At 69.8% G+C, this 24,770-nt stretch carries 13 protein-coding genes; 3 read left to right on the top strand and 10 right to left on the bottom strand.

What is annotated here, in order from left to right:
• Positions 1-15: 15 nt before the first annotated feature.
• The 9 genes from CAG31_RS14575 to gspG all read right to left on the bottom strand — a co-directional run bounded on the left by CAG31_RS14575 (position 16) and on the right by gspG (position 22,435).
• A complete protein-coding gene (locus tag CAG31_RS14575) occupies positions 16-12,516 on the bottom strand; it encodes a filamentous hemagglutinin family protein (protein ID WP_085582258.1) in 12,501 nt (4,166 codons plus the stop codon).
• A 205-nt stretch (positions 12,517-12,721) separates the two neighbouring features.
• Positions 12,722-13,825, bottom strand: a complete 1,104-nt coding sequence (locus CAG31_RS14570) for a substrate-binding domain-containing protein (RefSeq protein WP_085582256.1) — start codon at positions 13,823-13,825, stop codon at positions 12,722-12,724.
• A 505-nt stretch (positions 13,826-14,330) separates the two neighbouring features.
• Positions 14,331-15,542: a type II secretion system inner membrane protein GspF gene (gspF, locus tag CAG31_RS14565; protein ID WP_085582254.1), complete on the bottom strand. Its 1,212-nt coding sequence runs from the start codon at positions 15,540-15,542 to the stop codon at positions 14,331-14,333.
• Positions 15,542-16,948: a type II secretion system ATPase GspE gene (gspE, locus tag CAG31_RS14560; RefSeq protein ID WP_085582252.1), complete on the bottom strand. Its 1,407-nt coding sequence runs from the start codon at positions 16,946-16,948 to the stop codon at positions 15,542-15,544. Before gspE ends, gspF begins: the two co-directional genes overlap by 1 nt.
• On the bottom strand, positions 16,945-19,323 hold the full coding sequence (gene gspD / locus CAG31_RS14555) for a type II secretion system secretin GspD (RefSeq protein ID WP_085582250.1): 2,379 nt from the start codon (positions 19,321-19,323) through the stop codon (positions 16,945-16,947). The genes gspE and gspD overlap by 4 nt, the downstream gene beginning before the upstream one ends.
• Positions 19,320-19,868, bottom strand: a complete 549-nt coding sequence (gene gspM / locus CAG31_RS14550) for a type II secretion system protein GspM (protein WP_085582248.1) — start codon at positions 19,866-19,868, stop codon at positions 19,320-19,322. The genes gspD and gspM overlap by 4 nt, the downstream gene beginning before the upstream one ends.
• On the bottom strand, positions 19,861-21,018 hold the full coding sequence (gene gspL / locus CAG31_RS14545; RefSeq protein ID WP_085582246.1) for a type II secretion system protein GspL: 1,158 nt from the start codon (positions 21,016-21,018) through the stop codon (positions 19,861-19,863). Before gspL ends, gspM begins: the two co-directional genes overlap by 8 nt.
• Positions 21,015-21,968: a type II secretion system minor pseudopilin GspK gene (gene gspK, locus CAG31_RS14540; protein ID WP_085582244.1), complete on the bottom strand. Its 954-nt coding sequence runs from the start codon at positions 21,966-21,968 to the stop codon at positions 21,015-21,017. Before gspK ends, gspL begins: the two co-directional genes overlap by 4 nt.
• Before the next feature lie 8 nt (positions 21,969-21,976).
• Positions 21,977-22,435: a type II secretion system major pseudopilin GspG gene (gspG, locus tag CAG31_RS14535; RefSeq protein WP_085582242.1), complete on the bottom strand. Its 459-nt coding sequence runs from the start codon at positions 22,433-22,435 to the stop codon at positions 21,977-21,979.
• A 146-nt stretch (positions 22,436-22,581) separates the two neighbouring features.
• Here gspG and gspI point away from each other — a divergent pair, with 146 nt between their 5' ends.
• On the top strand, positions 22,582-22,959 hold the full coding sequence (gspI, locus tag CAG31_RS14530; RefSeq protein WP_085582240.1) for a type II secretion system minor pseudopilin GspI: 378 nt from the start codon (positions 22,582-22,584) through the stop codon (positions 22,957-22,959).
• A 44-nt stretch (positions 22,960-23,003) separates the two neighbouring features.
• Here the strand turns inward: gspI and CAG31_RS14525 are convergent, their stop codons facing one another.
• A complete protein-coding gene (locus CAG31_RS14525; RefSeq protein WP_085582238.1) occupies positions 23,004-23,435 on the bottom strand; it encodes a type II secretion system protein N in 432 nt (143 codons plus the stop codon).
• A 131-nt stretch (positions 23,436-23,566) separates the two neighbouring features.
• On the opposite strand from CAG31_RS14525, the gene gspH reads away from it, so the two are divergent.
• On the top strand, positions 23,567-24,019 hold the full coding sequence (gspH, locus tag CAG31_RS14520) for a type II secretion system minor pseudopilin GspH (protein ID WP_085582236.1): 453 nt from the start codon (positions 23,567-23,569) through the stop codon (positions 24,017-24,019).
• Positions 24,016-24,624, top strand: coding sequence for a prepilin-type N-terminal cleavage/methylation domain-containing protein (locus tag CAG31_RS14515; protein WP_085582234.1), 609 nt, complete (start codon positions 24,016-24,018; stop codon positions 24,622-24,624). Before gspH ends, CAG31_RS14515 begins: the two co-directional genes overlap by 4 nt.
• The last annotated feature ends 146 nt before the right edge of the window (positions 24,625-24,770 follow it).

The raw sequence follows: 24,770 nt of genomic DNA, 5'->3' as shown, positions 1-24,770 counted from the left end.
GTTGCCACGAGAGTCCTAGAGCGTCAGCTGGCGCTGCTCTTCTTCGGTCAATTGCTGCCGGGCGTGGTCGTCGAGCACTCCGGCGCCCAGCACCTGCACCGGGCTGTCCGGGTTGTAGCCCGGCGCCGGCGCGCGGCTGGCGCCTTCCCGGGTCGGCGCCAATTGCTCGGAGCCGAAGCCCAGCACCTGCACGGTGAACACCGACGCCTGGTTCTGCCGCGCCGCGGCCTGCTGCTGGCGCGCCACGTCTTCGGCCGCTTGGGTCGCCGACGAGGCCGCCGAACTGGCCGAGGTGATCGCCCCGGTGTTGACCGACGCCACCACCGGCACGCCGCTGGCCTTGCCCTGCACCGCGATGTTGGCGGCGTTGACCACGGTCAGGGCGGCGATGTTGACGTTGCCCGACACCCGGATCCCCGCCTCGCCGGCATCGATGGTGCCCAGCGGCGCGATCAGGTCGATGTCCCCCGGCGCCACCTCGGCGATGGGGTTGAGGGTCGCGATCCCTGCGCCTGTGCTCGGCACCGACGGCGACAGGCTGACGTTGCCCCACGTGTCGTAGACCCGCTTGGGCGGCGTGTAGACCACGGTGGTCTTCGAGCCCCGGCCGGCGTTGATGTCGCCTTCGGCCGACCAGCCGACGATGGAGCCGCCGAAGGTGGTCATGATCCGGCTCTGGCCGAGCAGGATGCTGCCTTTGGCGTAGAGCTGGATGTCGCCCTGGCCCTGGGTGACGATGCCGGCGGTGGACGGCGGCGCCGCGCCTTCGATGCCGAACACCTGGCCGCCGCCCGGCGTGAGCATCTGGATGCCGCCGCCGAACAGGGTCTTGACCCCGGCGCCGCCGAACAAGGTGATGTCGCCGTCGTAGCGGATCGGGTTGCCGGCCACGTCGGTGCTCGGGAACAACGCCGCGATGGCGTTGCGGCCGCGCAGGTAACTGCCCTTGCGCGGGCCGTCGGCGTCGTTGTACTCACGTCCCCCCGCCCGCAGTTCGGCGAAGTACACCTGGCGGGCGAAGATCGACTGCTCGACCGCCGGCAACGCCGCGAAGAAGGCCTGGGCCTGCGCTTCGCCGCCGCTGAAGCCGTAACGCAGGCTGAGCCAGCTGTTCAGTTCGCCCAGGTACGTCTTGGCCACCTTGCCCGGCTGCGCGCTGAGCGGCACGTTCGGGTCGGCCAGGTTCTGCCGGTCCAGGTAGCGGGCGACGAACCGCGCGTAGTCCGGCCCCTGCGCCCCGGCCCCGGCCTGCACCACCACGCTGGCGCCCGGACGGTTGTCGCCGGCCGCCACCGGCCCGAGGCTGGTGATCGCGGCGCGGTCTTCCATCAGGATGTTGCGCCCGGCGTTGACCTCCAGGGTGCCTGGGCCGGCGATGTCGAAGCTGCTGTAGAGAATGTCGCGCCCGGCCGAGACCCGCGACACGTCCCGCGCATCGCCGTGGATGAACAGGTTGCCGGTGGACGTGATGCTTTCGGTGCCGCGTCCCAGGCCATCGCTCGGCACGGCGGTCGGCTGGCCGAGGTTGGTGCCGGACGCCACGATGTCGCGGCCCGCCAGCATCCACACCGGCCCCGCCGCCTCATACCAGGTGCGCCTGGACAGGTCGAAGCTCAGGGTCTCGCCGCTGCGCACGCCCACAAGATCCCCGGTCAGCGCATAGAAGCGCGCCGGGGCCTGCACCGCGCCGGTAGCCGCATAGGTGTCGGCGCCGAATGCGAACAGCGGGTAACGCACGTTCTTGTTCGCGGCCACGCCGTCGCTGCCCCGGTTGGTCATCACCGGCGTGGCGCTGACGTTGTCGCCGAAGCCGTTGAACGCCGGGGCGAACGGCGTGGCGACGGACGACAGGCTGGCGCCGGAGCGGTTGATCGCATAGCCGCCGGCGTAGATCGAATCCCCCGCCAACAGCTCCAACTGGCCGGCGTTCGAAGGCGCCAGCAGCAGCGAATAGCCCTTGAGCGGATACACCCCGCCCACCGCACCGTAGGCCGCCGAGGGACCTGCGTAGATCGAGCCCTGCCCGGCCACCGCCCGCAGAACCGACGGATACACGAAGCGCCCGTCGGTCGGCGAGCTGTTGCTGCCCTCCACCGGCAGCGACGAGCTGGCGACGATCTCCGCCATTTGCGTGCTCGGCGTCAGGTTGCCGCCGGCCGAGAACAGGTCGATGGCGGTGTGGTCTGTCCACAGCGAGAACCCGCTCAGGCCGCCGCCGGCGTGCACGGTGCCGTCCGCCGTGGTGAACGGCGTGGAGTTCTGCAGGCGCACCCGGCCCGGATCGGCCGCGCCGCCGAGCACCAGGTCGCCGCGGGTGTTGATGCGCATGCCGGAGTCGCCGGGGACCAGTACCAGGCCGCCGGACGCGCTGCCCAGGGTCGAGGTGAACAGATCGAACGGACGGGTCTCGCGCGGATCCTGCTGGAACGGCGCGGAACCGTACTGCAGGTTGATCCCGCCCACCGCGCCGCCGCTCAGTTGCGCGGCGCCGCGCAGGTTGATCAGCGCGCCCTGCAGGTCATGCTGCGGGGCGGCGGTGCCGCTCTGCCCTGCCCGTGCGGCGAGCGACGGGTTGAGCGCGCCGCCGATGCGGATGTCCATGTCGCCGCCGCCGGTCAGTTGCAGGCGGCCGTCGCTGCCCACCCGCCCGGTGCTGCCCACCGCCACCACCAGCCCTTGCCCGCGCGGGTACAGGTTGGTGTTGCCGCTGCCGCCCAACGCCTTGAGCTGGCCGCCGTCGGCGCCGGCGCGCAGGCTGATGTTGCCGCCGCCCAGGGTGCCGAAACCGGTGAAGCCGACCAGATAGGCGCCGGTGTCGACGCTCTGGTCCGGCAGCGGCTGGGTCGCGTAGCTGCCGAAGTTGATCCACCACGCGGTCGGCACGTCCGCGTTGCCGGTGCCCTGGCGCCACAGCCAGTTGCCGACGGCTACGCTCGGCACCTGCTCGCGGGTGTCCATGTTCTGCGAATAGCCGCGACGGCCGAGCACATCACCGGACACCGAACCGCCGGCATTGATCGTGAGGTTGCCGCCCAGCTGCGGATACCAGGCCTGGTACAGGCTGTCGCGGCCGCCGTCGACCCACTTCTCGTTGTCGGCGTCGGCGCTGCCCAGCACCGAGCCGTTGTCCGACAGGCGCCCGCGCGGCTGGTTGAAGCGCGGATCGACGTCGGCCGACTGGGTGCCGGCGGTGTACACGCCGAACGGCGACGCCATGCTCAGGTCGCCGGCCGCCAGCACGTCCAGATCGCCGGTGCCGGTGCGCAGCACGCTGAACATCTGGGTGCGGGTCTTCACGGTGACGCCCGGCTTGTTTTCCACGCACAGTTCCGGGAACGAACCGCACCAGGCCAGGACGTCGTCGTCGGTCATCGGCGAGTTGTCCGGCATGCCCATCCAGTTGCCCGGCGCCCAGCGCCAGCGCGGCGCCGGCACGCAGGAGTTGGGTGCCCAGTCGCACCAGTCCTTGAGGTCGTCCGGCACCGGATCCCCCGGCGTGAAGCCGCCCAGGTTGCCGTCGCCCCACACCAGCGTCGGCGGCTTCTCGGTGATTTTCATCCCGTAATGGGTGTCGGCCAGGCGCAGGTGGCCGTCGCTGGCCACCGGCTTGACCGCGCGGGTGTCGGCGGCGTCCAGGTCGGCGCCGGCCACCACCCGCATCGACCACGACGCGCTGCCCGACGGTAGCAGGCTGGCCACCGCCCAGTTGCGGCCCTGGGCGCTGCCGCTCAACGGCCGCAGTTCGATGAACGTGGTGCCTTCGGCCAGCGCCACGTCGGTCATGGACGGGATCAGCGAGCCGCGCAGCAATGCCAGCGAGCCGCTCAGGCGCACGCCCTTCACGGTCTGCGCATCGCCTTCGACGCTGCCCGGCAGCGGCACGCCCTTGGGCCAGGTCAGGCCCAGCAGCGCCGTGTTGCCGTTGAGGCGGATGCCGGCGCCCAGACGGGTGCCGGCCGGCACGGTCACGCTGTCGCCCAGCAAGGTGCCGGCGGCGTACAGCAGATTGCCCGAGCCGTCGTGCACGGCGCCGGCCAGCACCGTGCCGGCGGCGAAGGTGTAAGGCGCCGCCAGGGTGCCCTGGGTCGGCAGCAGCGTGCCGGCGGCCAGGGTCGCGGCCTGCAGCGGCACGTCGTAGTTGAGGGTGGCGCCCGCCGGGAACAGCGTGCCTTCGGCCAGGGTCACGCCGCTGCCGGGCACGATCAGGTCGCCGCCGAACGGCTGGATGCCCGGCAGCAGTTTCCAGCCGGCGTCGTCCACGGTTTCCGGCGGCGGCGCAAAGCCGTCGTTGAGGCTGCCGTACACATCGAGGTTGCCGCCGGCGCGGATCGCCAGGCTGCCCGCCTCGCCGGAGCCGTACACCGAGGTCTTCTGCGTGTGCGGATTGAGGCTGGCGTAGCGGTAGCCCGACAGGTCGATGTCGCCCTGCACCACCAGATCGCCGTCGGCGGTCTTGCTGGCGATCTCGACGCCTGGGCGCAGGTGCAACGCGTCGCTGTAGGCGCTGCTGCGCAGGCCCGCGAGCTTGCGTTGCAGCAGGTCGCCGTTGGCCAGCGCGGCATCGATGAACGCGCTGCTGTCGACGTGGATCCGGTTCAGGTAGGCCTGATCGATCACCTGGTAAGGACGGCCGCTGGCCGCCGGATCGCTGCCGTCGGCGGCATCGGTGTAGCGCCGCACGGCGTTGAGCCCGATGGAGCGCGCGCCCTGGATGTCCAGCGCCCCGCTGGCGTCGATGGCGATGTCGTCGGCGCCCAGGCGCGGCGCGTACAGCTCCAGGGTGCCGCGCAACCGGCCGTCATGCTGGCCCGGCAAGGTGCCGGCCACGGCGTCGGTGCCGTGGCGCAGATCGATCCGCGCCCCCGAAGCCAGGGTCAGTTGCCCCTCGCCGGCGTTGAGTTCGACCGTCGCCCGGTTCGGCGCGTCGATGATCTGCCCGTAGCTGTCGACCCGCAGCACTCGGCCATGAGCATCGAGCACCCCGTTGCCGGCCAGGGTCAGGCCCTGCTTGGCGGCCAGGCGGATGCTGCCGACCCGCTCGCCGCTGGCGTCGATCAGCCCGGCGACTGTCAGGCTGCCGTTGTCCACCGACACGCTCACCTCGCCGGCCTTGAGCCCGTCGCCGATCAAAAGGTTGCCCTGCTTGAGCTGGAAGCTGCGGCTGCCGAACACCTGCCCGGCGTTCAGGCGCCCGTTGAGCGCGGCGAACTGCTCGTTGAGGTCACCGCCCAGGCGCTGGGCGCGGATGTCCACCCCGCCCGCCTTGTACGGCACCCACGTGCCGCCGGCATCGTAGCGCCCGCTGGCGGCGCCGAGGATCTGCCCCTGCAGATCGACCATCCCCGCGTCCGCCCCCAGGGCCACCGCGCTGAGGGTGCCGGCCTGGTTGTTATGCGCCGACAGGTCGATGCGCGAGCCGGTCGCCTGGCGGATCGAACCGTTGGCGCTGTGCAGCACCACGTCGCCGCCCCAGCTGTATTTGTTCACGTCGTTGAACGGCAGCGTGCGCCCGGCCACGTCCAGCAATGCGCCGGCCGCCAGGGTCAGATCCCGTTCGGCCTTGACCGTCAGCTTGCCGCTGGCCAGGGCGATGCGGCTGTCGAGCACCACGTCGCGGGCGTCCAGGGTCAGCTCCGCGCCCAGCGCATCGGCGCGCGCCGAGCCACCGCCGCCGCTGAGGGTGAGGCGTTCGCCGGCCTTGAGCCGGTTGACCGACGCCGCCTCGCCGGTCAGCAGCGGCGTGCTCAGGTTCAGGTTGCCGCCGCTGTAGGCGTAGCCCTTGACCGGGTCGTAGGCGCCCTGGGCCTGGTACACCGACAGGCTGCCCTTGTGGTTGGCGGTGATGCGCTCGCTGGCGCTCAGGTTGACGTTGGCGAACCCCAGTGCCAAGCGGTCGTTCTGCGCCAGGCCATTGGGCTGGGCATAGGCGCCGTAGCCGAACTCGATGCGCTGCGCCTGGATGTCCAGGGTGCCGCGGCCGGTGCCCGCGCCGCCGGCGACCACCGCGCCGGGGGCCTGGGTCGCGCCGTTCCAGATCAGGTTGGCGGTGCGCAGGGTCGCGACATCGCCCGCCTCGCCCAGGCCGTAGACCGCCGGGGTGGACAGCATGAAGTTCTTGAGTTTGCTCTGGCCGGTCACGGGGTCGAGCGTGTCGAGGGTGACGCTGCCGTAGAAGTTGAACGCGTCGCGGGTGGTCAGGTTCAGGGTTTCCAGGGCCGGCGCGCCGAATTGCGTGTCGCCGCGCAGCAGGCGGTCGAGCACCTGCTGGTTGAGGGTCAGGCCGGTGGGCACCTTGGCGCCGGCCTGCGCGAGCGCCTCGGCGCTGCCGGCGTTCACCGCGCCCACCGCCAGCGACAGTTGGCGGGTGCCGAAGCGCACCGAATCGCCCAGCTCGAACTGCTTGTCGGTGGCGGCGGTGATGCTGCCCTGGGAATACAGCAGCGCCGGTTCGGCACAAGCCGCCGTGGCGCAGGTGCCGATGCGGATGCTGCCGGAGGACGTGATGCCGTTGCCCGCTGCCGGCGCCAGCACGTTGTTCCAGCCGTTGGACACCACCAGCAGGCTCGCGGCCCCCGGCTGGTAGACGTAACCGCTGGCGGAGTCGTAGGGCACGCCGCCCCGGCTGAGGGTGTTGATGCCGGCCCCCGCTTCCACGGTGATGGCGCCGCTGCCCGCGTTGCTCCACAGCATGACTTCCGGCGCCGACAGCATCGCGCCTTCGCGCAGGGTGACGCTGCGGGTGTTGCCCTTGAAATCGACGATGTTGCCCGCCGTGACGTAGTCCACCGTGGGCGTCGCGCCGATGGCCAGGCGACCGGCGCCGAGCCGGTTGAGGGTGTCGGCGTACAGCGAGACCCCGGTGAAGCCCTCGCTGCGCGAGTGCCCGGCGCCGAGGATCTCGATGTCCGCCAGGCTGCTGCCGCGCACCACCGCCGAACCGGCCATGCCGCCCGCCGCCGCGCCGGACAGCACCTGGCCGTTGAAGTCCAGGGCGATGTCGTGGCGCCCGCCGTTGGTGAGGAACAGGTTGAGCGACTTGGCGTCCGCCGGGGTCAGCGCCCGTGGCACGCCGCGCCGGGCGGCGTCGCTGCGGATGAACGCGGCGAGCCCGGTTTCGTTGTACTGCGAATAGCGGCGCACCACGTCCGCCGAGGTCAGGATCACCTGGCTGGCCACGCTGTCGCGCAGCCCGGTGTTGGCCACCGACAGCAGGCCCGACGCCGTCCACGACCCGTTGCGCATCGCCAGCGCACCGCCGGCCGCCGTCGTGGCCTGGCCGTTGACCTCGACCCGGAACGCGCCGGGCAACAGGGCGAAGGTCGAGGGCAGCAAGGTGTACGTGCCCGCCGCCAGGCCCGGCACGCCGGCGCCGATCGTGATCTGCTGGCCGATCCGCGGATCCGACGCGCCCGCCTCCGCGAGCATCGGCGCGTAGGTGCTCTGGTTGCCCGGCACGATCGCGTACACCGGGTTGGCCGCCAGCCCCGGCAGGCTGAACGTGCCGTCGGCGGCGTTGCGCACCAGCGGGTTGAACCGCGCATCGGTGGAGCCGCCGCGCCCGGACACGAAACCGGCGCCGCGCAGGTCGCCGCCGCCGGACAGGTCGATCTGCGCGCCGTTCTGCACATCGACGTACTGCGAGCGCAGCGTCACCCCGGCCGTGTCGCCGCTGATGCCGTTGAGCACCACCGGTTTGCCGTTGTAGCGGTAGTCGATCCCGTCGGTGGTGCCGCCGTACGGCATCACCAGCCCGGCGCCGCTGACCGACGTCACGCTGCCGGGCAACAGGCGCACTTCGCGGGTCTGGGTCAGCAGGTCGTCGCCCAGGGTGATCATCCCCAACGGCGCCCGCAAGACACCGCCCTGCTCGATGTACCCGGCGAACAGGTTCAGTTGGCCGAACACCGAGTAAGGCAAGGCCTGGGGCGCGGCGCCTGCTGCGCCAATGCTCAGCGTGCGGCCGGGGCCTGCGTCTGCGCCGGCACGCGTGAAGCCGACACGCACGTCGGCGGTGACGCCACTGGCCGGGTAGATCTGCGCCGCACGGAGATCCAGGTCCCCCGGCGTCCACAGTTGGGTCTTGGCCTTGCTGTCGGTCGGCGCGAGGAAACGCAGGTCGCCGCGGCTCTCCAGCGAGACCCGGTCGAAGCCCCGGCGCTCGGAGGACACCGCCGGGGCGCCGTGCTGCAGGATCGAACCGCTGGCACCGAACGACAGGCTGTTGGCCACGTCCAGCAGGTCCGCGCTGGCCCGCAGCTGCGCCGCCGACAGCGACACCGGCAATTGCGAGGACGCGGTGTTCTGGATCAGCGGCCGGATGACGCCGACGTTGGTGAAGTACTGGCCGATGCCGGACAGGCGCAGGTACGGCGCCGCCAGGCTGACCTGCGCGGTGTCCTTGCCTTGCTCGCTCAGCGACAGCACACCGGCATACAGGCTCAGGCGCTGGCCCATGCGCAGGTCGACATCGCCGTCGAAGGACAGAAAGCCGTTGCTCATCAGGCTCAGGCTGTCGAAGCCGCCCGCCATCAGACGGTCGGCGCTCAGCCGCGCCTGGCCGTAGCTCAACGGCGCCGAAGCGTCCGTCGGCTGTGCGGTCTGGCCGATGACCATTTCCCGGGGCTTGCGCACTTCGTTGCCGGCGCTGTCCTGGTACAGCGGCGAGTCCAGCACCACCTCCAACTGACCGCCCGCCGCCCCGACGCCGCCGGCCGCCGCGTGCAGGCGCCCCTCCAGGGACAGGCCGTTGTAAGAACTGAACGCGATGCGCCCGCCGTCGCTGGCGACCCGGGTCGGCCCCTGCCCGGCGATGTCCAGCGTCGCTTCGGTACCGGACGCCTCCAGCCGCGCGCCCTCGCGCACGATCACAAAGGCGTCGGCGGAGGTGGCCGTGGCCTTCTTCGCGTCGATCTCGCCGCCGACGATGATGCTGCCGCCGCGCCCGACTTGCCCGTACACCCGGCCGAGGGCGTCCACCGCCGTATCGGCCCGGCCCGCCACGTCGAGCACAGCGTGTTCGCCGATGAGGATCGAACGCTGGTGCGCTTTCGGGTCGGCGGTCTGGTCGGAGGTCGCAGGGTCGATGGCCGCAAACTGCTGCTGACGAATATCGAGGGTGCCGCCCCAGGCGTTGAGCTCGCCGTCGACGGTGATCTGCCCCGGCCCGCGCAGGCTGATGCGCTGGCCCGGGTCGACGCTGATCCGTGACCCCTGCCCCAGCAGCAACGGGCTGTTGGCCGGATCGATCAGGTTGCGCAGGCTGGCCCCGGCCTGCAACGACAGGCTGGCCCCGGCGCGCTGGGTCAGGCGGCCCTGGGTCGGGCTTTCCTGGAACAGGGTCGGCGTCCACACCTGCATCGCCGTGTCCGGGTCGACGCCGCTGGGGCGGTCGGCCGCCGCATCGGCGAACCGGTACACCGGCATCGTCACGTCGAGGGTCGTGCCGTCGGCCACGGTCAACCCGTTCAGGCCGATCAGGCTGTAGGCGGAGAAACCTTTGCCGAACAGCGCCGGGGTCAGGTGCAGGGTGTCGGCTGCCGGCGTTTCAGCGCTCTGACCGACCGTGATCCTGCCGGCCTGCACCGTCAGGCTGCCGCCGCCGGTGACGCCGTAGCCGCGCACGTCGCCGTCGAAAATCAGCCGGGAATCGCCGGGGGCGGAAATGGCGCTGGACTCCAGCGTCACGTCGCCGCCCTTGCCGCCCCGGGTCTTGCCGTTGGCCAGCACCGCGCCGCCAGACGACACGTCCAGCAGGCTGCCGGCGGCGACCCGGATGTCGCCGCTGCTGCGGATCGACACCGAACCGCCGTTGAGGTACGCCAGGCTGGCGGAGTCGTCGGGGTCGCTGCGCAGGTTGCTCCACAGCCCACGGGTGTCCAGGCGCACATTCTGGGCGATGTCCACCACGGTCGGCTGGCCGGCCGGGGCATTGATCCGGGTGTCCGCACGCTTGTCGGTGTTGAGCTGGTTGAGCACGTTGCCCAAGTGCAGGCTGCCGCCCCGGGCGGTGAGGTCGGCGCCGACGTGCACCTGCGGCCCGTACAGGGTGATGTCGCCGCCGGCGTCGACGCTCAGCGCACGGTTGACGTCGATCCGCTCCTTGGCCGCGACCTTCAGCGCACCCAGCCGCCAGCCGTTGAGGGTGTCGGCGTCCAGCGTCAGCGAACCGCTGCGTGCGGCCGGCATGCTGCCGACGAGATCCGTCGGGGCATCGGTGCCGTCGGCCTTGCCGACCGTCACCCGGTCCATCAATGGATTGAGGCCGTACAGCAGGCCGCCGGCCGCCGCCACGTAGGCCGGGTCGTAGCTGCCGACGATCAGCTGCGCGCGCCGGGCCAGTGCGGTCTGGCTCTGCTCGTAGCCGTCCAGCGCCGCGCGCGGGGCCTGGGTCTGGCGCTCGCCCTGGAAGGTTTCGCCCAGCAATTGGCCGCCCAGCACCGCGCTGCGGGTGCCGATCACCAGTTGTCCGGCGTCGCGGCCGACGGTGTAGCCCGACTCGAAACGCTGGGTCGGTGCGATCAGCGGGTTGTAGTAGACGCTGGTCTGGCCCCAGCGCTCGCTGCGGTCTTCGTAGCCCTTGTACAGCCCGGTGTAGAGCAGGTCTCCCGGCGCCCGCGAGACCTCGTACAGGCGCCCGTCCGCGCCGCGCAGCCAGCTCTGGCGGATCTCGCCGCTCTGCACGTCGAGGGTGCCGCCGGACAGGTTGATCAGCGAGCCCCGCTCGGTGACCACGTCGTTGCCGGCGAAGCTCACGGTGCCGCCCTGGGCCATCCATTCGCCGATGCCGTGGCCGCGGGTGCCGAGGTAGCCGCCGACCTCCAGCAAGCCGCCGGCGGTGTACCAGCGGTCGGTGGCGTAGCCGTTGGTGCCGGCCGGCACGTACACCAGCTCACGCACGTCGACCCAGACGTCGTTGCTGTTGAGCGCGCCTTTTTCGCGGTTGACCGAGGCATCGCGCTGCTCGTTGCCCTGGACGTTGATCTTGATGCTGTTGGACGCCATCGCCACCTTCACGCCGACGGCCCCGGACACGTCGATCAGCGCACCGTCGCGCACCACGCTGCGGCCCTGGGCCGTCACCGCGACCTGCCCACCGGTGGCGAGGGTGACCGAAGCGCTTTGGAACTCGACGCTGCCGCCGCTCTGGATGTCGATGCGCGACTGGTCGCTGCGGATCCGGTTGTTGGCGTTGACCCCGGTCAGCGCGGCCTGGTGCTGGCTGTCCAGGGCGGTGAGGTCGCTGCCGTCGAGCAGGATCGCCGTGGCGCTGCCCTGGCCGAGGGTGACGCTGCCGGCGGCGTCGGCCGCCGGGTTGAGCAAGTGGATCGTGCCCCGGGTGGCCATCGAGGTGCTGGCCACCGCCACGCCGTTCTGGACCACCTCGTGGCCGGTCAGGGTGATGTCGCCGGTGGCCGCCTGGATCAGGCCGTTGTTGCTGACCTTGCCCGCGCTGGCGCCGGCCTTGAAGCCCGGGGTGACTTCGTTGCCGAACGTGGTGGAGAACACGTTGCCTTCGGTGCCCGCGCCCTTGCGGATGTAGAAGCGGTCGCCGGCGCCGAGCACGGTCTGGCCCTTGGCGGTGGCGATGCGGCCGTCGTTCTGCACTTCGTTGCCGAGCAGCAGCACGTAGCCGCCGGCAGCGGTGGACGTGGCCGGCGCGTGGGTCTCCAGGGACGCGCCCCGCTCCACCAGCACCTTGCCGGCGGCGTCGGTGAAGGTCGCCTGACTGCCGCTGCTGTCGACGTACAGGCCACGGTCGCGGAACTGGCTGTCGCTGATCGTCGCGGCGGCGGCCACCAGGTTGCGCACGTTGACCTGGCTTGAGCCGCTGAACACCACGCCGTTGCGGTTGATCAGCATCACCGTGCCGTCGCCCTTGATCGCGCCCTGGATCTGGCTCGGCCGCGCCGCCGGGTCGTTGATGCGGTTGAGCACCGCCCAGTCCGCCTGCTGGGCGAACTCCACCGTGGTGTTGCGGCCGACGTTGAAGGTTTCCCAATTGAGGATCGCCTTGTCGGCGGTCTGCTCGATCTTCACCGTGGTCTTGCCGTCGGCCTGGGACTGCTGCGGGCCTTTGGCGTTCTGCCAACCTTGGGCCAGGCTGTTGTCGACCTTCAGCCCGCCTTCGCCGAGCCCGTCCGGCACCCATTGCACCGACCCCAGCGCCGCCGCGCGGCCGGCGGCCTGGACGGCCTGCTGCGCGGCGATGGCGGCGACGGTGTTGTTGAGGGTCTGCAGCGAGCGCTGCAACTGCTGGTTGGCCCGCTGCTGCTGGGCCAGCGGCGGCGTCATGCCCGGCAACCCGCCGACGCTGCCCCGTACGGCGGCGTTCTGCTGCGCGGCGCCCTTGGCCGCGAACCAGCCGGAGCTGAACGCGGTCGCCGCTTCGGCGCTGCCCGCCACCAGGCACAGCGCGACGGCGTGCGCCAACGGCTTGAGCAGCCACAGGGTCGGCTGCGCAGCGGCGTGCGGGAGGGACGGGGCAACGTTACGGCGACGGGACGGGCGAGCGGGCATCACTGCGAAATCCTTTTTTTGTCTGGCGCATTTGTCTGGCACAAGAGACCGCAGGTCACACGCCCCTGCCGTTACCACCTAGGCGGTTGGCGGACGCCGCGACCGAACGGATGTCACACAAACTTCATGAACGAGGAGTAGGCCGGCCAAAAAAAAACGGCGGCAGCCCGAGGGCTGCCGCCATTTCTTGCACCGGGTGCTGCGCTTACAGAGGACGGCCTACGCCGTTGCAGACGCTGGCGTTGTTGATGTCCAGGTTGTTGCCGGAGGTGTTGGTGATGAAGTTGGCGGTCACAGCGGCTTTCCAGTTGGTCGGAACCGGCGTGAAGCTGTGGGCCACGGTGGCGGCGTTGTTGCCTGGGTTGCTGTAGTGGGTGGTCAGGAAGCTGCGCACATCGTTGGCCACGGAAGCGTCCTTGTAGCACTGGCCGAAGACGAAGTTGGTGTAGGCCACGATCGGGTAGCCGCTCGATGGGTTAGGCACGACCGGCACCCACTGGGCAGGGTTCGAAGGCGTGGTCGGCAGTGCGGCCGAACCCAGGGCCAGCGAGACGTTGGCGGTGGTCGGCTGTACGCCGTTGACGCGGGCGACCACGGCGTTGCTGGCGGCGTTCACGCCGTCCGGGCCGACGTAGCCGATGGAGCCGTCCACAGCGTTGACGGCGGTGGCGACGTCAGCGGTGTTGGCTACGCCCACCCAGTTCGAAGGCAGGGTCGAACCGGCTGGCAGACGGGCGCTGGTGAAGGTCGAGTTGACCGCGAACTTGGTCGGGCAGATCGAGTTCAGGTGACGGCTGAGGATCTCGGTGGTGCCGCTGGAGACGTTACGGTAAACGACGCGGATCGGGGTGGTGTCGGCGGTGCCCAGCAGGGTGCCCCAGGTGGTGGCGGTGCCGGACAGTGCGTCGCACAGTTGGGCGCTGGTCAGGTTGAGGGCGGTCTGGCCGGCCTTCTTGTAGGGGATGGCAACCGAGGTGGCCACGGAAGGCAGTTGGATCAGCGGGCCGTACGAAGCGCCGAAGTTGGTGTTGTAGGTGCTGATTTCAGTGGCGCTGAGGATCGAGTCGCTGCCGGCGAAGTGCACGGTGCCGGTGGTGCCGAACTGCGAGGCGGTGTTGGTCAGGAAAGCGCTTTTGCCCACGCCGCTGCCGGTCACGGCATAGCTGAAGTTGGCAGGCAGGATGCTGTTGGCAGAGCCTTTGTACAGAGCGGCAGGCAGTGAGGCGCCACCACCGGTTACGGCCATGGCCTGGGCGGAAGCCAGGGCGGCGACAGTCAGTGAGGCGGCGATCAGAGTGCGCTTGAACATGAAGAATCTCCTTTTCAACGTAGGTTGGGTACACAGGTTTTCAGGTGACTTGCATGACGCGGGTCGGACTCACCGCTGACCGTCGCTGACGTGGCCCGTGGTTAAGTCGCAGGGAGAAATTCGCAGGTTCCGGTGACAGATAAAGGAAAAAACCTCGGGAGCCGAAGACGCTTTCCGGCGGTTTTTCCTCGGGTGTTTGCGCGGCCGTTTCGGCTGTCTGGGACGGGGTTTTGCGCAAGATCGGCCAGAGCCGTTGAACGGCCGTTGCAGATGACAGAAAGGAGAACCCGAGGATGGCCGGCGCGGGACTCGGGTGACGAATCAGGCGGTGAAAAAATTTTAGAACTTAACTGATCGGGCGGACCTCTTCGTCGGATCGTCGTCCGGGGCAAGCCTGCTCCCACAGGTTTCTGCGGTGAGCACAGATGCTGCGGACAACCTCAATCACTGTGGGAGCGGGCTTGCCCGCGAAGAGGCCGGTTCAGGCAACCTCAAAGGCACAGCCTTATTGCACCAACTGATTGATCTCGATGATCGGCAACAGCACCGCCATGACGATCACCAGCACCACCCCGCCCATCACCACGATCATCAGCGGCTCCAGCAGCGCGGTCATGCCCATGGCCCGGCGTTCGATGTCCCGGGAAAGGGTCTGCGCCGCCCGCTCCAGCATCGGCGGCAGCGCGCCGGTCTTCTCGCCGCTGGCGATCAGGTGGATCAGCACCGGCGGGAACACGTTCTCCGCCTTCAGCGCCGCCGCCAGGTTGGCGCCTTCGCGCACCTTGGCGGTGGCCTCGTTGACGCTCAGGCTCAGGCGGTCGTTGGACAGGGTCTGGCGCGCCGCGTCCAGTGCCCGCAGCAACGGCACCCCGGCCCCGCCGAGGATCGCCAGGGTCGAGGCGAACCGCGCCGTGTTCAGCCCCAGCACGAACCGCCCGAACAACGGCAGCCGCAACACCCGGTGGTGCCAGCTCAGCCGCGCCGCCGGGTTGCGCAAGTACAGGCGCCAGCTCCAGAAGGCACCGCCCAGCAGCCCCGCGCACAGCCAGCCCCAGGCGCGGATGAAATCGCTGGCGGTGAGCATTGCCAACGTCAGCCCCGGCAGGTCCTGGCGGGCCTGGGAAAACGCGCTGACCACCTGCGGCACCACGTAGCTGAGCAGGAAGATCACGATGCCGATCGACACCAGCCCGACCACGCCCGGGTAGATGAACGCGGTGAGGATCTTGCCGCGCAGGTTGTTGCGCTCCTCGATGTAGTCGGCCAGGCGCTCCATGACCTGGGCCAGGTCGCCGGACTCCTCCCCCGCCGCGATCAGCGCCCGGTAGATCTCCGGAAAGTCCCGGGGCCGGGCCGCCAGCGCTTCGGCCAGGCGCATGCCGCTGCGCACGTCGGCGCGCACGGCGCCGAGGGTGTGGGCGATGTGCTTTTTCTCGGCCTGCTCCACCGTGGCGCTCAGGGCGGCTTCCAGCGGCAGGCTGGCGCCGAGCAGGCTCGCCAGTTGCCGGGTGGCCCAGGCCAGGTCGTTGTCCGACAGCTTCGGGCTGAACAGGCCGCCGGCGCCCTGGCCGGCGGCGGTGTTTTCCTTCTGCACCGACAGCGCGGTCAGGCCCCGGCTGCGCAGCAGGCCGAACGCGGCGCTCTGGCTGTCGGCCTCCAGGTGCCCGGTTTCGATCTTGCCGCCGGCGTCGGCGGCCTCAAAGCGGTAGCGGTTCATCAGGCGTCCCGTGTCACGCGCAGGATTTCCTCGGGCGCGGTGGCGCCGCTGCGGATCCAGCGCTCGCCGTCCTCGCGCAGGCTGAGCATCCCGGCCTTCTGCGCCGAGGCGCGCAAGGCCTGCTCCCCTGCCCCTTGGTGGATCAAGGTGCGGATGTCGTCATCGATGCAGAACAGTTCATGGATACCGGTGCGGCCGCTGTAACCGGTGTGGTTGCACGCCGCGCAGCCCACCGGGCGCCAGGTGCCCGGTGCGGCCGGATCCGGCTGCTTGCAGTGGCCGCACAGGCGCCGCACCAGCCGCTGCGCGAGCACGCCGAGCATCGACGACGCCAGCAGGAACGGTTCCACGCCCATGTCGATCAGGCGGTTGACCGCCGACACCGCGTCGTTGGTGTGCAGGGTCGCCAGCACCAGGTGGCCGGTCAGCGAAGCCTGCACGGCGATCTGCGCGGTCTCCAGGTCGCGAATCTCGCCGATCATGATGATGTCCGGGTCTTGCCGCAGGATCGCCCGCAGCGCCAGGGCGAAGGTCATGTCGATCTTGGCGTTGACCTGGATCTGGCTGATGCCCGGCAAGTCGTACTCCACCGGGTCCTCCACGGTGAGGATGTTGCTGGTGCTGGCGTCCAGCCGGGCCAGCGCGGCGTACAGGCTGGTGGTCTTGCCGCTGCCGGTGGGCCCGGTGACCAGCACGATGCCGTGGGGCTGGCGGATCAGGCCGTCGAGGCGGGCCAGCACTTGGGCGTCCATGCCCAGGGTCTCCAGGTGCAGGCGACCGGCCTGCTTGTCGAGCAGGCGCATCACCACCCGCTCGCCGTGGCCGGTGGGCACGGTGGACACCCGAATGTCGATGGGCCGCCCGGCCACGCGCAACGTGATGCGGCCGTCCTGGGGCAGGCGTTTTTCGGCGATGTCGAGCTGGGCCATGATCTTGATCCGCGACACCAGCGCGCCGTGCAGGGCCTTGCGCGGCGAGACCACGTCGCGCAGGGTGCCGTCGACCCGGTAGCGCACCACCGAATGGGTCTCGAACGGCTCGATGTGGATGTCGCTGGCCTCGTCCCGGGCCGCCTGGGTGAGCAAGGCGTTGATCATGCGGATCACCGGCGCGCCGTCCTGGGTGTCGAGCAGGTCGGTGATCTCGGGGATGTCCTGCATCAGGCGGTCGAGGTCGACCTCGCTCTCCGCCGCGCCGACCACCGCCGCCGCACTGCCGGTGTCGGCGTAGGCGCTGGCGAGCAGGCCGTCGAGCTCGTCGTCGCGCACCCGCTCCAGCCGCGCCGCGCCGAACTGGCGGCGCACCTCGCTGATCGACCAGCCCGGCGTCGACGGGCACACCGTCAGCACGCCGTCGCGCAGCAAGATGCGCTGGGCCTTGGCCCAGGCGTAGGGCAATGCGCTCATGACCGCGGACTCGCTTCCAGCGGAACGGCCTTGATCGTCGCCCGCGGCCCGGAGGACGGCGCCACCGCCGGCACGCCCTGGGCGGCGTTGGGCAACTGCGGCGCCTGCATGTCCGGCATCGCCCAGCTGCGCTCCGGTTGCAGGCCGCCCTGGGCACGGCGCATGAAGTCGTAGCGGTTGAGGGTGATGCTGCGCCCCGCCGCGCTGTCGCGGATGATGTACGGGCGCAGGAACACCATCAGGTTGGTCTTGTTGATCGAGCGGCGTTCGTTGCGAAACAGCGCGCCGATCCCCGGCAGGCTGCCCAGCCACGGCACCGCTTCGTTGCTCTGGCTGTAGCCGTCCTGGAGCAGGCCGCCGAGCACCATGATCTGACCGTCGTCGAGCAGGATGCTGGTGTCGATGGCACGCTTGCTGGTGACGATCCCCGCCGAGGTGGCCGCCGCCGAAGCACGTTCGTCGATGCTGCTGACCTCCTGGTAGATGTCGAGCTTGACCGTGCCGCCCTCGGAGATCTGCGGCCGCACATTGAGCTTCAGGCCCACCTCTTCGCGGGTCACGGTCTGGAACGGGTTGTTGCTGGTGCCCCCGCCGCCGGTGACGTAGCTGCCGCTGACGAAGGGGATGGTCTGGCCGACGAAGATGCTCGCTGCCTCGTTGTCCAGGGTCAGCAGGTTCGGCGTGGACAGCACGTTGGTGCCGCCCTTGCTCTTCAGCGCCCGGGCCAGCACCTTGAGGTCGAGGACCTTGCCGATGCCGGGAATGTCGACGGTGCCGTTGACGTAGCCCACGTTCAGCCCCTGGGGCAGCACGTCGAGGCTGGTCTTGCCGTTGAGCTTGAGCCCGGACCCGCCGAGGTTGGCGCCGCCGATCACGCCCTTGCCGCCGAGGTTGCCGCTCTGCCACTGCACGCCGAATTCGCTGGCGTCGTCCTCGCCGACCTCGACGATCAGGCTTTCGATCACCACTTGGGCGCGGCGCTGGTCGAGCAGGTCGATGACTTCGCGCAGGTTGCGGTACAGCGGCTCCGGCGCGGAGATCAGCAAGGTGTTGGTGGTGGCGTCGGCCTGGATGGTCACGCCGCCGGCGCTGAAGGCGACGTTCTGTTCGCTGGCCTGACCGCCGGCGGTGCCGCTGCCGGCGCTGCTGCCTTGGGCATAGCTGCCGCCGTTGCCGGAACCGCTGCCGTTGGTGGTGTTGCCGGTGGAGGTCTGCGTGCCGTTCTGGCCGTTCTGCCCGCCGCCGTTGCTCGTGCTGCCCATGGCGCTGAGCACCGAGCGGGCGCCGTCGCCGGTGCCGCTGTCGCTCTCACCCGTGAGCAGGCCGCGAAGGGCCTGGGCGAGCTTGCCGGCCTGGGCGTTGCGCAGGTACACCACGTGCAGGTTGCTCGGGTTGCTCTGGGCGTTGTCGAGCTTGTAGATCAGGTTGCGCGCCAGCTCCGTGCGCTCGGGGCTGCCGGCGCGGATGATGATGGTGTTGGAGCGCGGGTCGCCGATCACCGCGATCTTCTGCGTGGGGTCGTTGCCCGGCGCGTCCAGCAGGTCGGCGACCATCGGCGCGATGTCGGCGGCGATGCCGTTCTGGATCTGCACCACGTCGGTGTCGATGGCGCTCGGGGTGTCGATGCCGGCGATCAGCTGCGCCACGCGGTTGAGGTTCTCGGCGTAGTCGGTGACCACCACCGTGTTGTTGCCGGGATAGGCGTTGATCGGGTTGTTCGGCGACACGATCGGACGCAGCACCGGAATCAGGTTCACCGCGTTCTCGTACTGCAGGCGGAACGTGCGGGTGAGCATGCCGTTGCCGGCCGGTTTGTCGGCGCTGTAGATCGGCCCGCCGAGCAGCTTGGCGTCGGCCTCCGGCACCACCTGGGCGACGCCGCCGACGTCCACCACGCTGAAGCCCTGCATGCGCAGCGCCGCCAGCAGCATCTCGTAGGCCTGGCGGGCCGGCACCTGGCCTTCGGAGACCAGCGTGAGGTTGCCCTTGACCCGCGGATCGACCAGGAACTGCTGGCCGGTGGAACGGGACAGCGCCCGCACCACGGCCTGGATGTCGGCCTCGACGAAGTTCAGGGTCACCGGTTGGTCGCCCAACGGATTGGCCGCCGCGACAGGCCCCTGCACCGCCCCGCCGCTGCGGGCGCGTGCGGTGATGTTGTGCAGTTGCTTGGGCGCTGGCCTGACCTGGGCCTGCATCCGCTCACGGTCCAGCACCGCGTCGCCACTGCGCTGGGTGTTGGCCAAGGGCCGGCCGAGTTCGCTGTCCACCAGCAACGGCGGCTGATTCTGCGGGACGGTGTTGCTGCACGCGCCCAACGCCACCAACAGCATCGGCAGCGCCTTGCGCGCCGGGTTGAAACCTGACCCCTTCATGAAGCTTCCTTAGCGCCCAGCGCCTGATCCATGCGTACGGTGCCTGACAGAGTGCCGGCGGTGTCATCGGTCGCGGCGGCCTCTGCGCGTTGCAGACGGGCCTCGACCACGTGCAGCGAAAACTGTTGCGGGCGGCTCAGCAGCCAGTCGAGCACGGCGTCCGCCGGGGCCGCGTCGAAGGTCAGTTGCCAGCCGCCGGACGGCACCGCCTGCAAGCGGAAATGACCCGCCAGCCCGGCGGCCTGCAACCCGTGCTGCAGCGAAGATTCGAGGTCTTGTCCGGGGGCCGGCGCGCTGACTTCGCGCAACAGCACCTCCAGGGCTTCGACCTGGGCCCGCAGCTTCGGCGTTTCGGCCTGCCAGTCGGCGATCTTCTTCAACGGCGGCTGGATCAGCGCGACCCACACCAGCAGGGCCGTCACCGCGGTGGCCATGCCGATCACCATGCGTTTCTCCCGCTGGGCCAGCGGCTGCCAGCGGGCCTGCACCTGCCGGGCGACGCGCTGCCAGGCGGCGCGGCCATTGGCCAATGTCACCTTATTCATCTTCCGCTCCGCTGTTGTCGCCGTCGTCGTCGCCTGCCGTGGAGAGGGCCTCGCCGGCCGGACGCAACGTCCAGCCGTCCGCGTCATGGCTGACGCTGATCCCGGCCTGGGCCAGCGTGTCCTGCCAACCCTTGTCGCTGCCGGCCCGGGCGTCGTCCAGCAGGCTCAATTGCAGGGCGCCGTCGACGAACGTCAGGCGCTGCACGCTGCCGGCCATGAACGGCATGCCGTTGCCCGCTTGCAGCACCAGCCGGCTGAAGGCCTGCCCCGGATCGTCCGCCGCCCCCTGCTGACGCGCCGCCAATTGCTGGCGGGCCTGTTGCAGCGGATTGAGGATCACCGGCAATTCGGGAAAGGCCTGTTTCACCCGCTGCATCATCTGCGCCTTGAGCTGTTGGCCCTGCGCGGCTTCGCGGGCGGCGTACAGGTTCAGGCCCGTCACCCACACCGCCAGCGCCAGTGCGCCAAAGCCCAGCGCCCGTCCCCAGCCGCGCCGGTCCACCGGCTGCTGGAGGCCGGCATGCAGCCCCCAGGCCGGCAGCGGTCCGGCCCAGCGTTGGTCGGACGGCAACGACTGTGCACCTTGCGGGGCGTCGTCGCCGATCCAGTGCAGCGCCACGCCGGGCTCCGCCTGCTCCCCGTCATCGAGCAGCGGTTGGATTCGCGCCGTGTGCAGGCTGTCGCGCAGCAGCAGATGCCCCTCGAACACGCAACCGACCCCGCCGGCCATGACCGGCAAACCGTAGGCCGCCGGGTACAGGCCCTTGAGGTGCAGCCCGGTCTGGCGCAGCAACCGCGCGAGCTGTTGCAGTTCCTGCCGCGCCAGCCACGCCACCGCCACCTGCCCGGCGTCATCCCGCGGACCGTGGGCCACGTGCATGGCGGCGACGTCGCCGAGCATCAAGGTCTGGGCCGCGCACTGGACGGCGGCGGTCACCTTGGCGGTCGGCAACGGCGGCAAATCGAGACTGGCCAAGAGGCTGTCCGCCGGGTGCAGGAAGCACACCAGCGGAGTCTTGGCCGGCAATTGCCCAAGACGCTGCACCTGCTGCCGGACCACCTGCCCCTGACGGTCGAGCCACACGCACGCAAGCTCGCTGTCCAGGCTCAACTGCGCCAGCGGCGGCAGGCCCACGCGCACCGGCGTCATACGCCCACCCTCGACCAGATCACCTGCGGCAGACGGTCTTGGCTTCGGTGCAGCAGCGCTTCGACGCTGACCCGACGCTGCTCGCGGCGGGCCTGGCCGCGCAGGCGGAACCAGTCGCTGGTGATGCCGACCTTGACGCTGGTCATCTCCAGTTGCGGCAGGCGCAGGCGGTTGACGAAGTCTCCGCGGTTGATGAACCAGCGGCCGGCGTCGCGCTCATTGATCAGCGCCTGCGCCCGCTCCAGCGACAGCCCGGGCACATACGCCACCAGCACCGGCGCGGTGGCGGTGTTGCCGTTGACCCAGGTGTTGGCCGGGATCACCGTGAGGTAAGGCATCAGCTTGCGCAGGACGGCGTCGTCGACGCCCTCGACGCTGCGCAGGTCTTCAAGCGTGCGCAGCATCGGCAGGGTCGGCGGCTGCGGTTTGCGTGCCGCGCCGGGCGACGTGCCGCGGCCGCTGTCGAAACCATTCTTCGCCAAGGCCTTGTCCGCCAGGGCCGGGTTCAGCAGCCGTGGGTAGGAATCGATGACCCGCAAGGTGATGCGCCGGGCCAGCGCGTCGCTGAGGCCGATCAGTGCGCACAGGCGCTGGAACGCCTCGACCTGGCCGTCATCGATCCGTTCGTTGGCCACCAGCGTGCGCAGGTTGAACTTGCCCTGCTCGTCCTCCAGCCGCCCTTCGAAACCGTGGGCGTTGAGCACCTGTGCCCAGGGCTGATCGAGCCGGGTCAGCGGGTCGCGCTGACGGGCGTCCCAGAGCAATTGGCGGCTCAGTTCCAGGCCGCCGTTCAGCAGCCAGCGTCCCTGCACCCGCAGTTGCTCGGCTTCCAGCGCACGGGTCGAGACGCTCTGGCGGGTGAGCATGCCGGCGGCGATCACCGCCACCACCGCCGCGATCAGCAGCGCGCTGATGATCGCCATGCCCCGCTGGTTCGATGGGCTTTCCATGGCCGGCCCTACAGTTGCCAGGAGCCGATGTCGGCGTTCACGCCCTCGCCGTCCGGCTGGCCGTCGGCGCCGAGGGAGAAGATGTCGATCTCGCCGTTGGCGCCGGGGTTGAGGTACTGGTACGGGCGGCCCCACGGGTCGTTGGGCAAACGCTCCAGGTACGAGCGCCAGTTGCTGTTCTTGGCGTCGGCGGGACGCTCCACCAGCACCTTCAGGCCCTGGTTCATGGTCGGGTAGCTGCCGTGGTCGAGCCGGTACAGCTTGAGGGCCTGCATCAGCCCGCCGATATCCTGCTTGGCCGCCGTGGCCCGGGCCTGATCCGGCCGGTCCAACACCTTGGGCACCACCATCGCCGCCAGAATCCCGAGGATCACCACCACGACCATGATCTCGATCAGGGTGAAGCCCTGCTGCCGGCGAGGCATCCGTGGCGGTTGTTGAGGCTGTTTGCGCTGCGCGATATCCATCTCGTCATTCCCTGGCTAGATTCGATTCGACGCGCAGTGTTGCAAGAAGATATGTCAGAGATGTTGTGAATCCTCGGGAGTTTCAGTCTTCAAGCGGTCAAGCGCGGGGGTTAGCGTCAAGGGCTGCCCGACCGCCCGAGAACCCGATGCGCGCCCCGTCCAAAGAAGCCGGATTCACCCTGATCGAAGTGCTGGTGGCCCTGGCGATCATCGCCGTGGCCATGTCCGCCGCCGTGCGCGTGGCGGGGCTGATGACGCAGAGCAGCGGCCTGCTGCGCGACCGCTCGATTGCGATGATTGCGGCGCAGGGGCGCATGGCCGAGCTGCAGTTGGAGAGTCGGTTGCCGATGGGGATGAAAGCCGTGGAGTGCGACCAGGGGCGCCTGCCGTTGCGCTGCGAGCAAATGATCGGCAGCGCCGAGAACGGACGACTGCTGAAGGTCGGCGTGCAGGTGTTCGACCGCAGCCAAGATGCGCCGCCGCTGGCGCGGGTCGAGACGCTGTTGAGCCGTCCGCAGCCCTGATCCTGCCTTGTGAAGACGAGTCGCCCTCACCACAGGGTTGTTTTTCAGGGACGGGTCAGCCGAGGCAGGTCCGGGCCTTGCGGCAGTTTGTCCACGGCCAGCCGCTGCGGCTCGCCGCCCTGCTCGATCACCACCGCATCGCCTTCCACCGCCAGCAGTTTCACCCCGGCACTGATGCGCTCGCCTTGCAGGAAGCTCTGCGGCGGTCCGTCGTTGAGGCTGAGGATCGCCACCGCACCGCGGCTGCCGGCCATCACGCCGCTGACCTTGATCTGCACCGGCGCCGTGCGGTCGGCAAACCATTGCAGCGCCGGGCTGTCGCTGCGGGCGGCGAGCAGTTGCGGGGCGGCGGCCGGGGTGTGTGATTCGGCGGGTGTCAGCAGCAGCGACGACCATGTCGCCACGCCCACCAGCGCCGCCAGCAGCGCCAGGGCCTGTGCCATCTGCGGCGGGGAAACGCGTGCGGTAAAGTTCATGGGTTCAATCTCCTTTCAATCCCGACCGTCAGACTACCCGGCAATTCTCACGGTTTTATTTCACACGCCTTACATGTTGGCCGGGCACGATGGCTTTTCAGAACAGGTCGACGCGAAGGAGTGCGCAGGGCATGAACCGGTTCACGCAACAGGGCTTCACCCTGATCGAGTTGATGGTGGTGCTGGTGATCATCGGCATCGCCAGCGCGGCGATCAGCCTGAGCATCCGCCCCGACCCGCTGCAACTGCTGCGCAAGGACGCCGAGCGCGTGGCGCAGTTGCTCCAGGTGGCCCAAGCCGAGGCCCGCGCCGACGGCCGGCCGATCGCCTGGCTGAGCGACGCCAAGGGCTTCCGCTTCAGCCGGCGCAGCGACAGCGGCCAGGGGTTCGACCATTTCGAGCGGGATGCGCAACTGCGCCCGCGCCCTTGGCAGAGCCCGAAGCTCGATGTGCGGGTGGAACCGAAGCAGAAAGTGGTGCTCAACGCCGAATGGATCAACCCGCCGCTGCAATTGACCCTGTCCGACGGGCTCAACCGCCTGAGCGTGATGCGCGATGCCGCCGGCCGGATCAGCGTGCAATGAAGCGCCAACAGGGTTTCACCCTGATCGAAGTGATGGTGGCGATCCTGCTGATGGCGGTGGTCAGTCTGATTGCCTGGAAGGGGCTGGACAGTGTCACGCGCGCAGACAGCCATTTGCAGGCCAGTGGTGAGCAGAACGACAGCCTGCTGCGGGCGTTGAACCAGTTGCAGCGCGACGTTGAGCTGCGTGCCGGAATCGAGCTCAGCGAACCGAAACGTGCCGGCGAAGACGACGAACCCGACACCGCCCCGCCCGCCCTCACCGTGCGCGGCAGCGACAGCCAAGGCTTTCGGCTGGACATCATCCGCACCGCCGCCGACCGGCCCGGCGCCCTGCAACGGGTGCGCTGGTGGCTCAAGGGCGACACCCTGTACCGCGCCGCCGCCCCGGCCCGCAGCCGCTATCCGCTGCCGGCGCCGACCTCTGGGGTGGCGGTGCTCACGGATGTCAGCGAAGCGCAGGTGCGGGTCTGGGATCCGGACAAGGGCTGGCGCCCACTGAGCGGCAACCGCAAGGAAGATCCGCCGGGCCTGGAACTGCGCCTGACCCGCCAGACCCCGCAAGGCCCCGAACGCTACCGCCAGGTCATCGGCCCGCTGCTGTGATCGCCCTGATCCTGCGGTGCCTCGACCGGCGCCATCGCCAGCAGGCTGGCTGGCTTGTATGCTGGTACTTGAAGGGAGGAGGAGGGACTAGGCTGGATTCTGACTGTTGACGCAGTACAGACCGTGGGAGATTTCGCCCCTTCCTC

This window comes from Pseudomonas sp. R25(2017) (assembly GCF_002112565.1).
GTDB lineage: Bacteria > Pseudomonadota > Gammaproteobacteria > Pseudomonadales > Pseudomonadaceae > Aquipseudomonas > Aquipseudomonas ekonensis.
The sequence above is the reverse complement of the archived record's forward strand: the minus strand, read 5'-3'. Positions and strand labels throughout refer to the sequence as shown.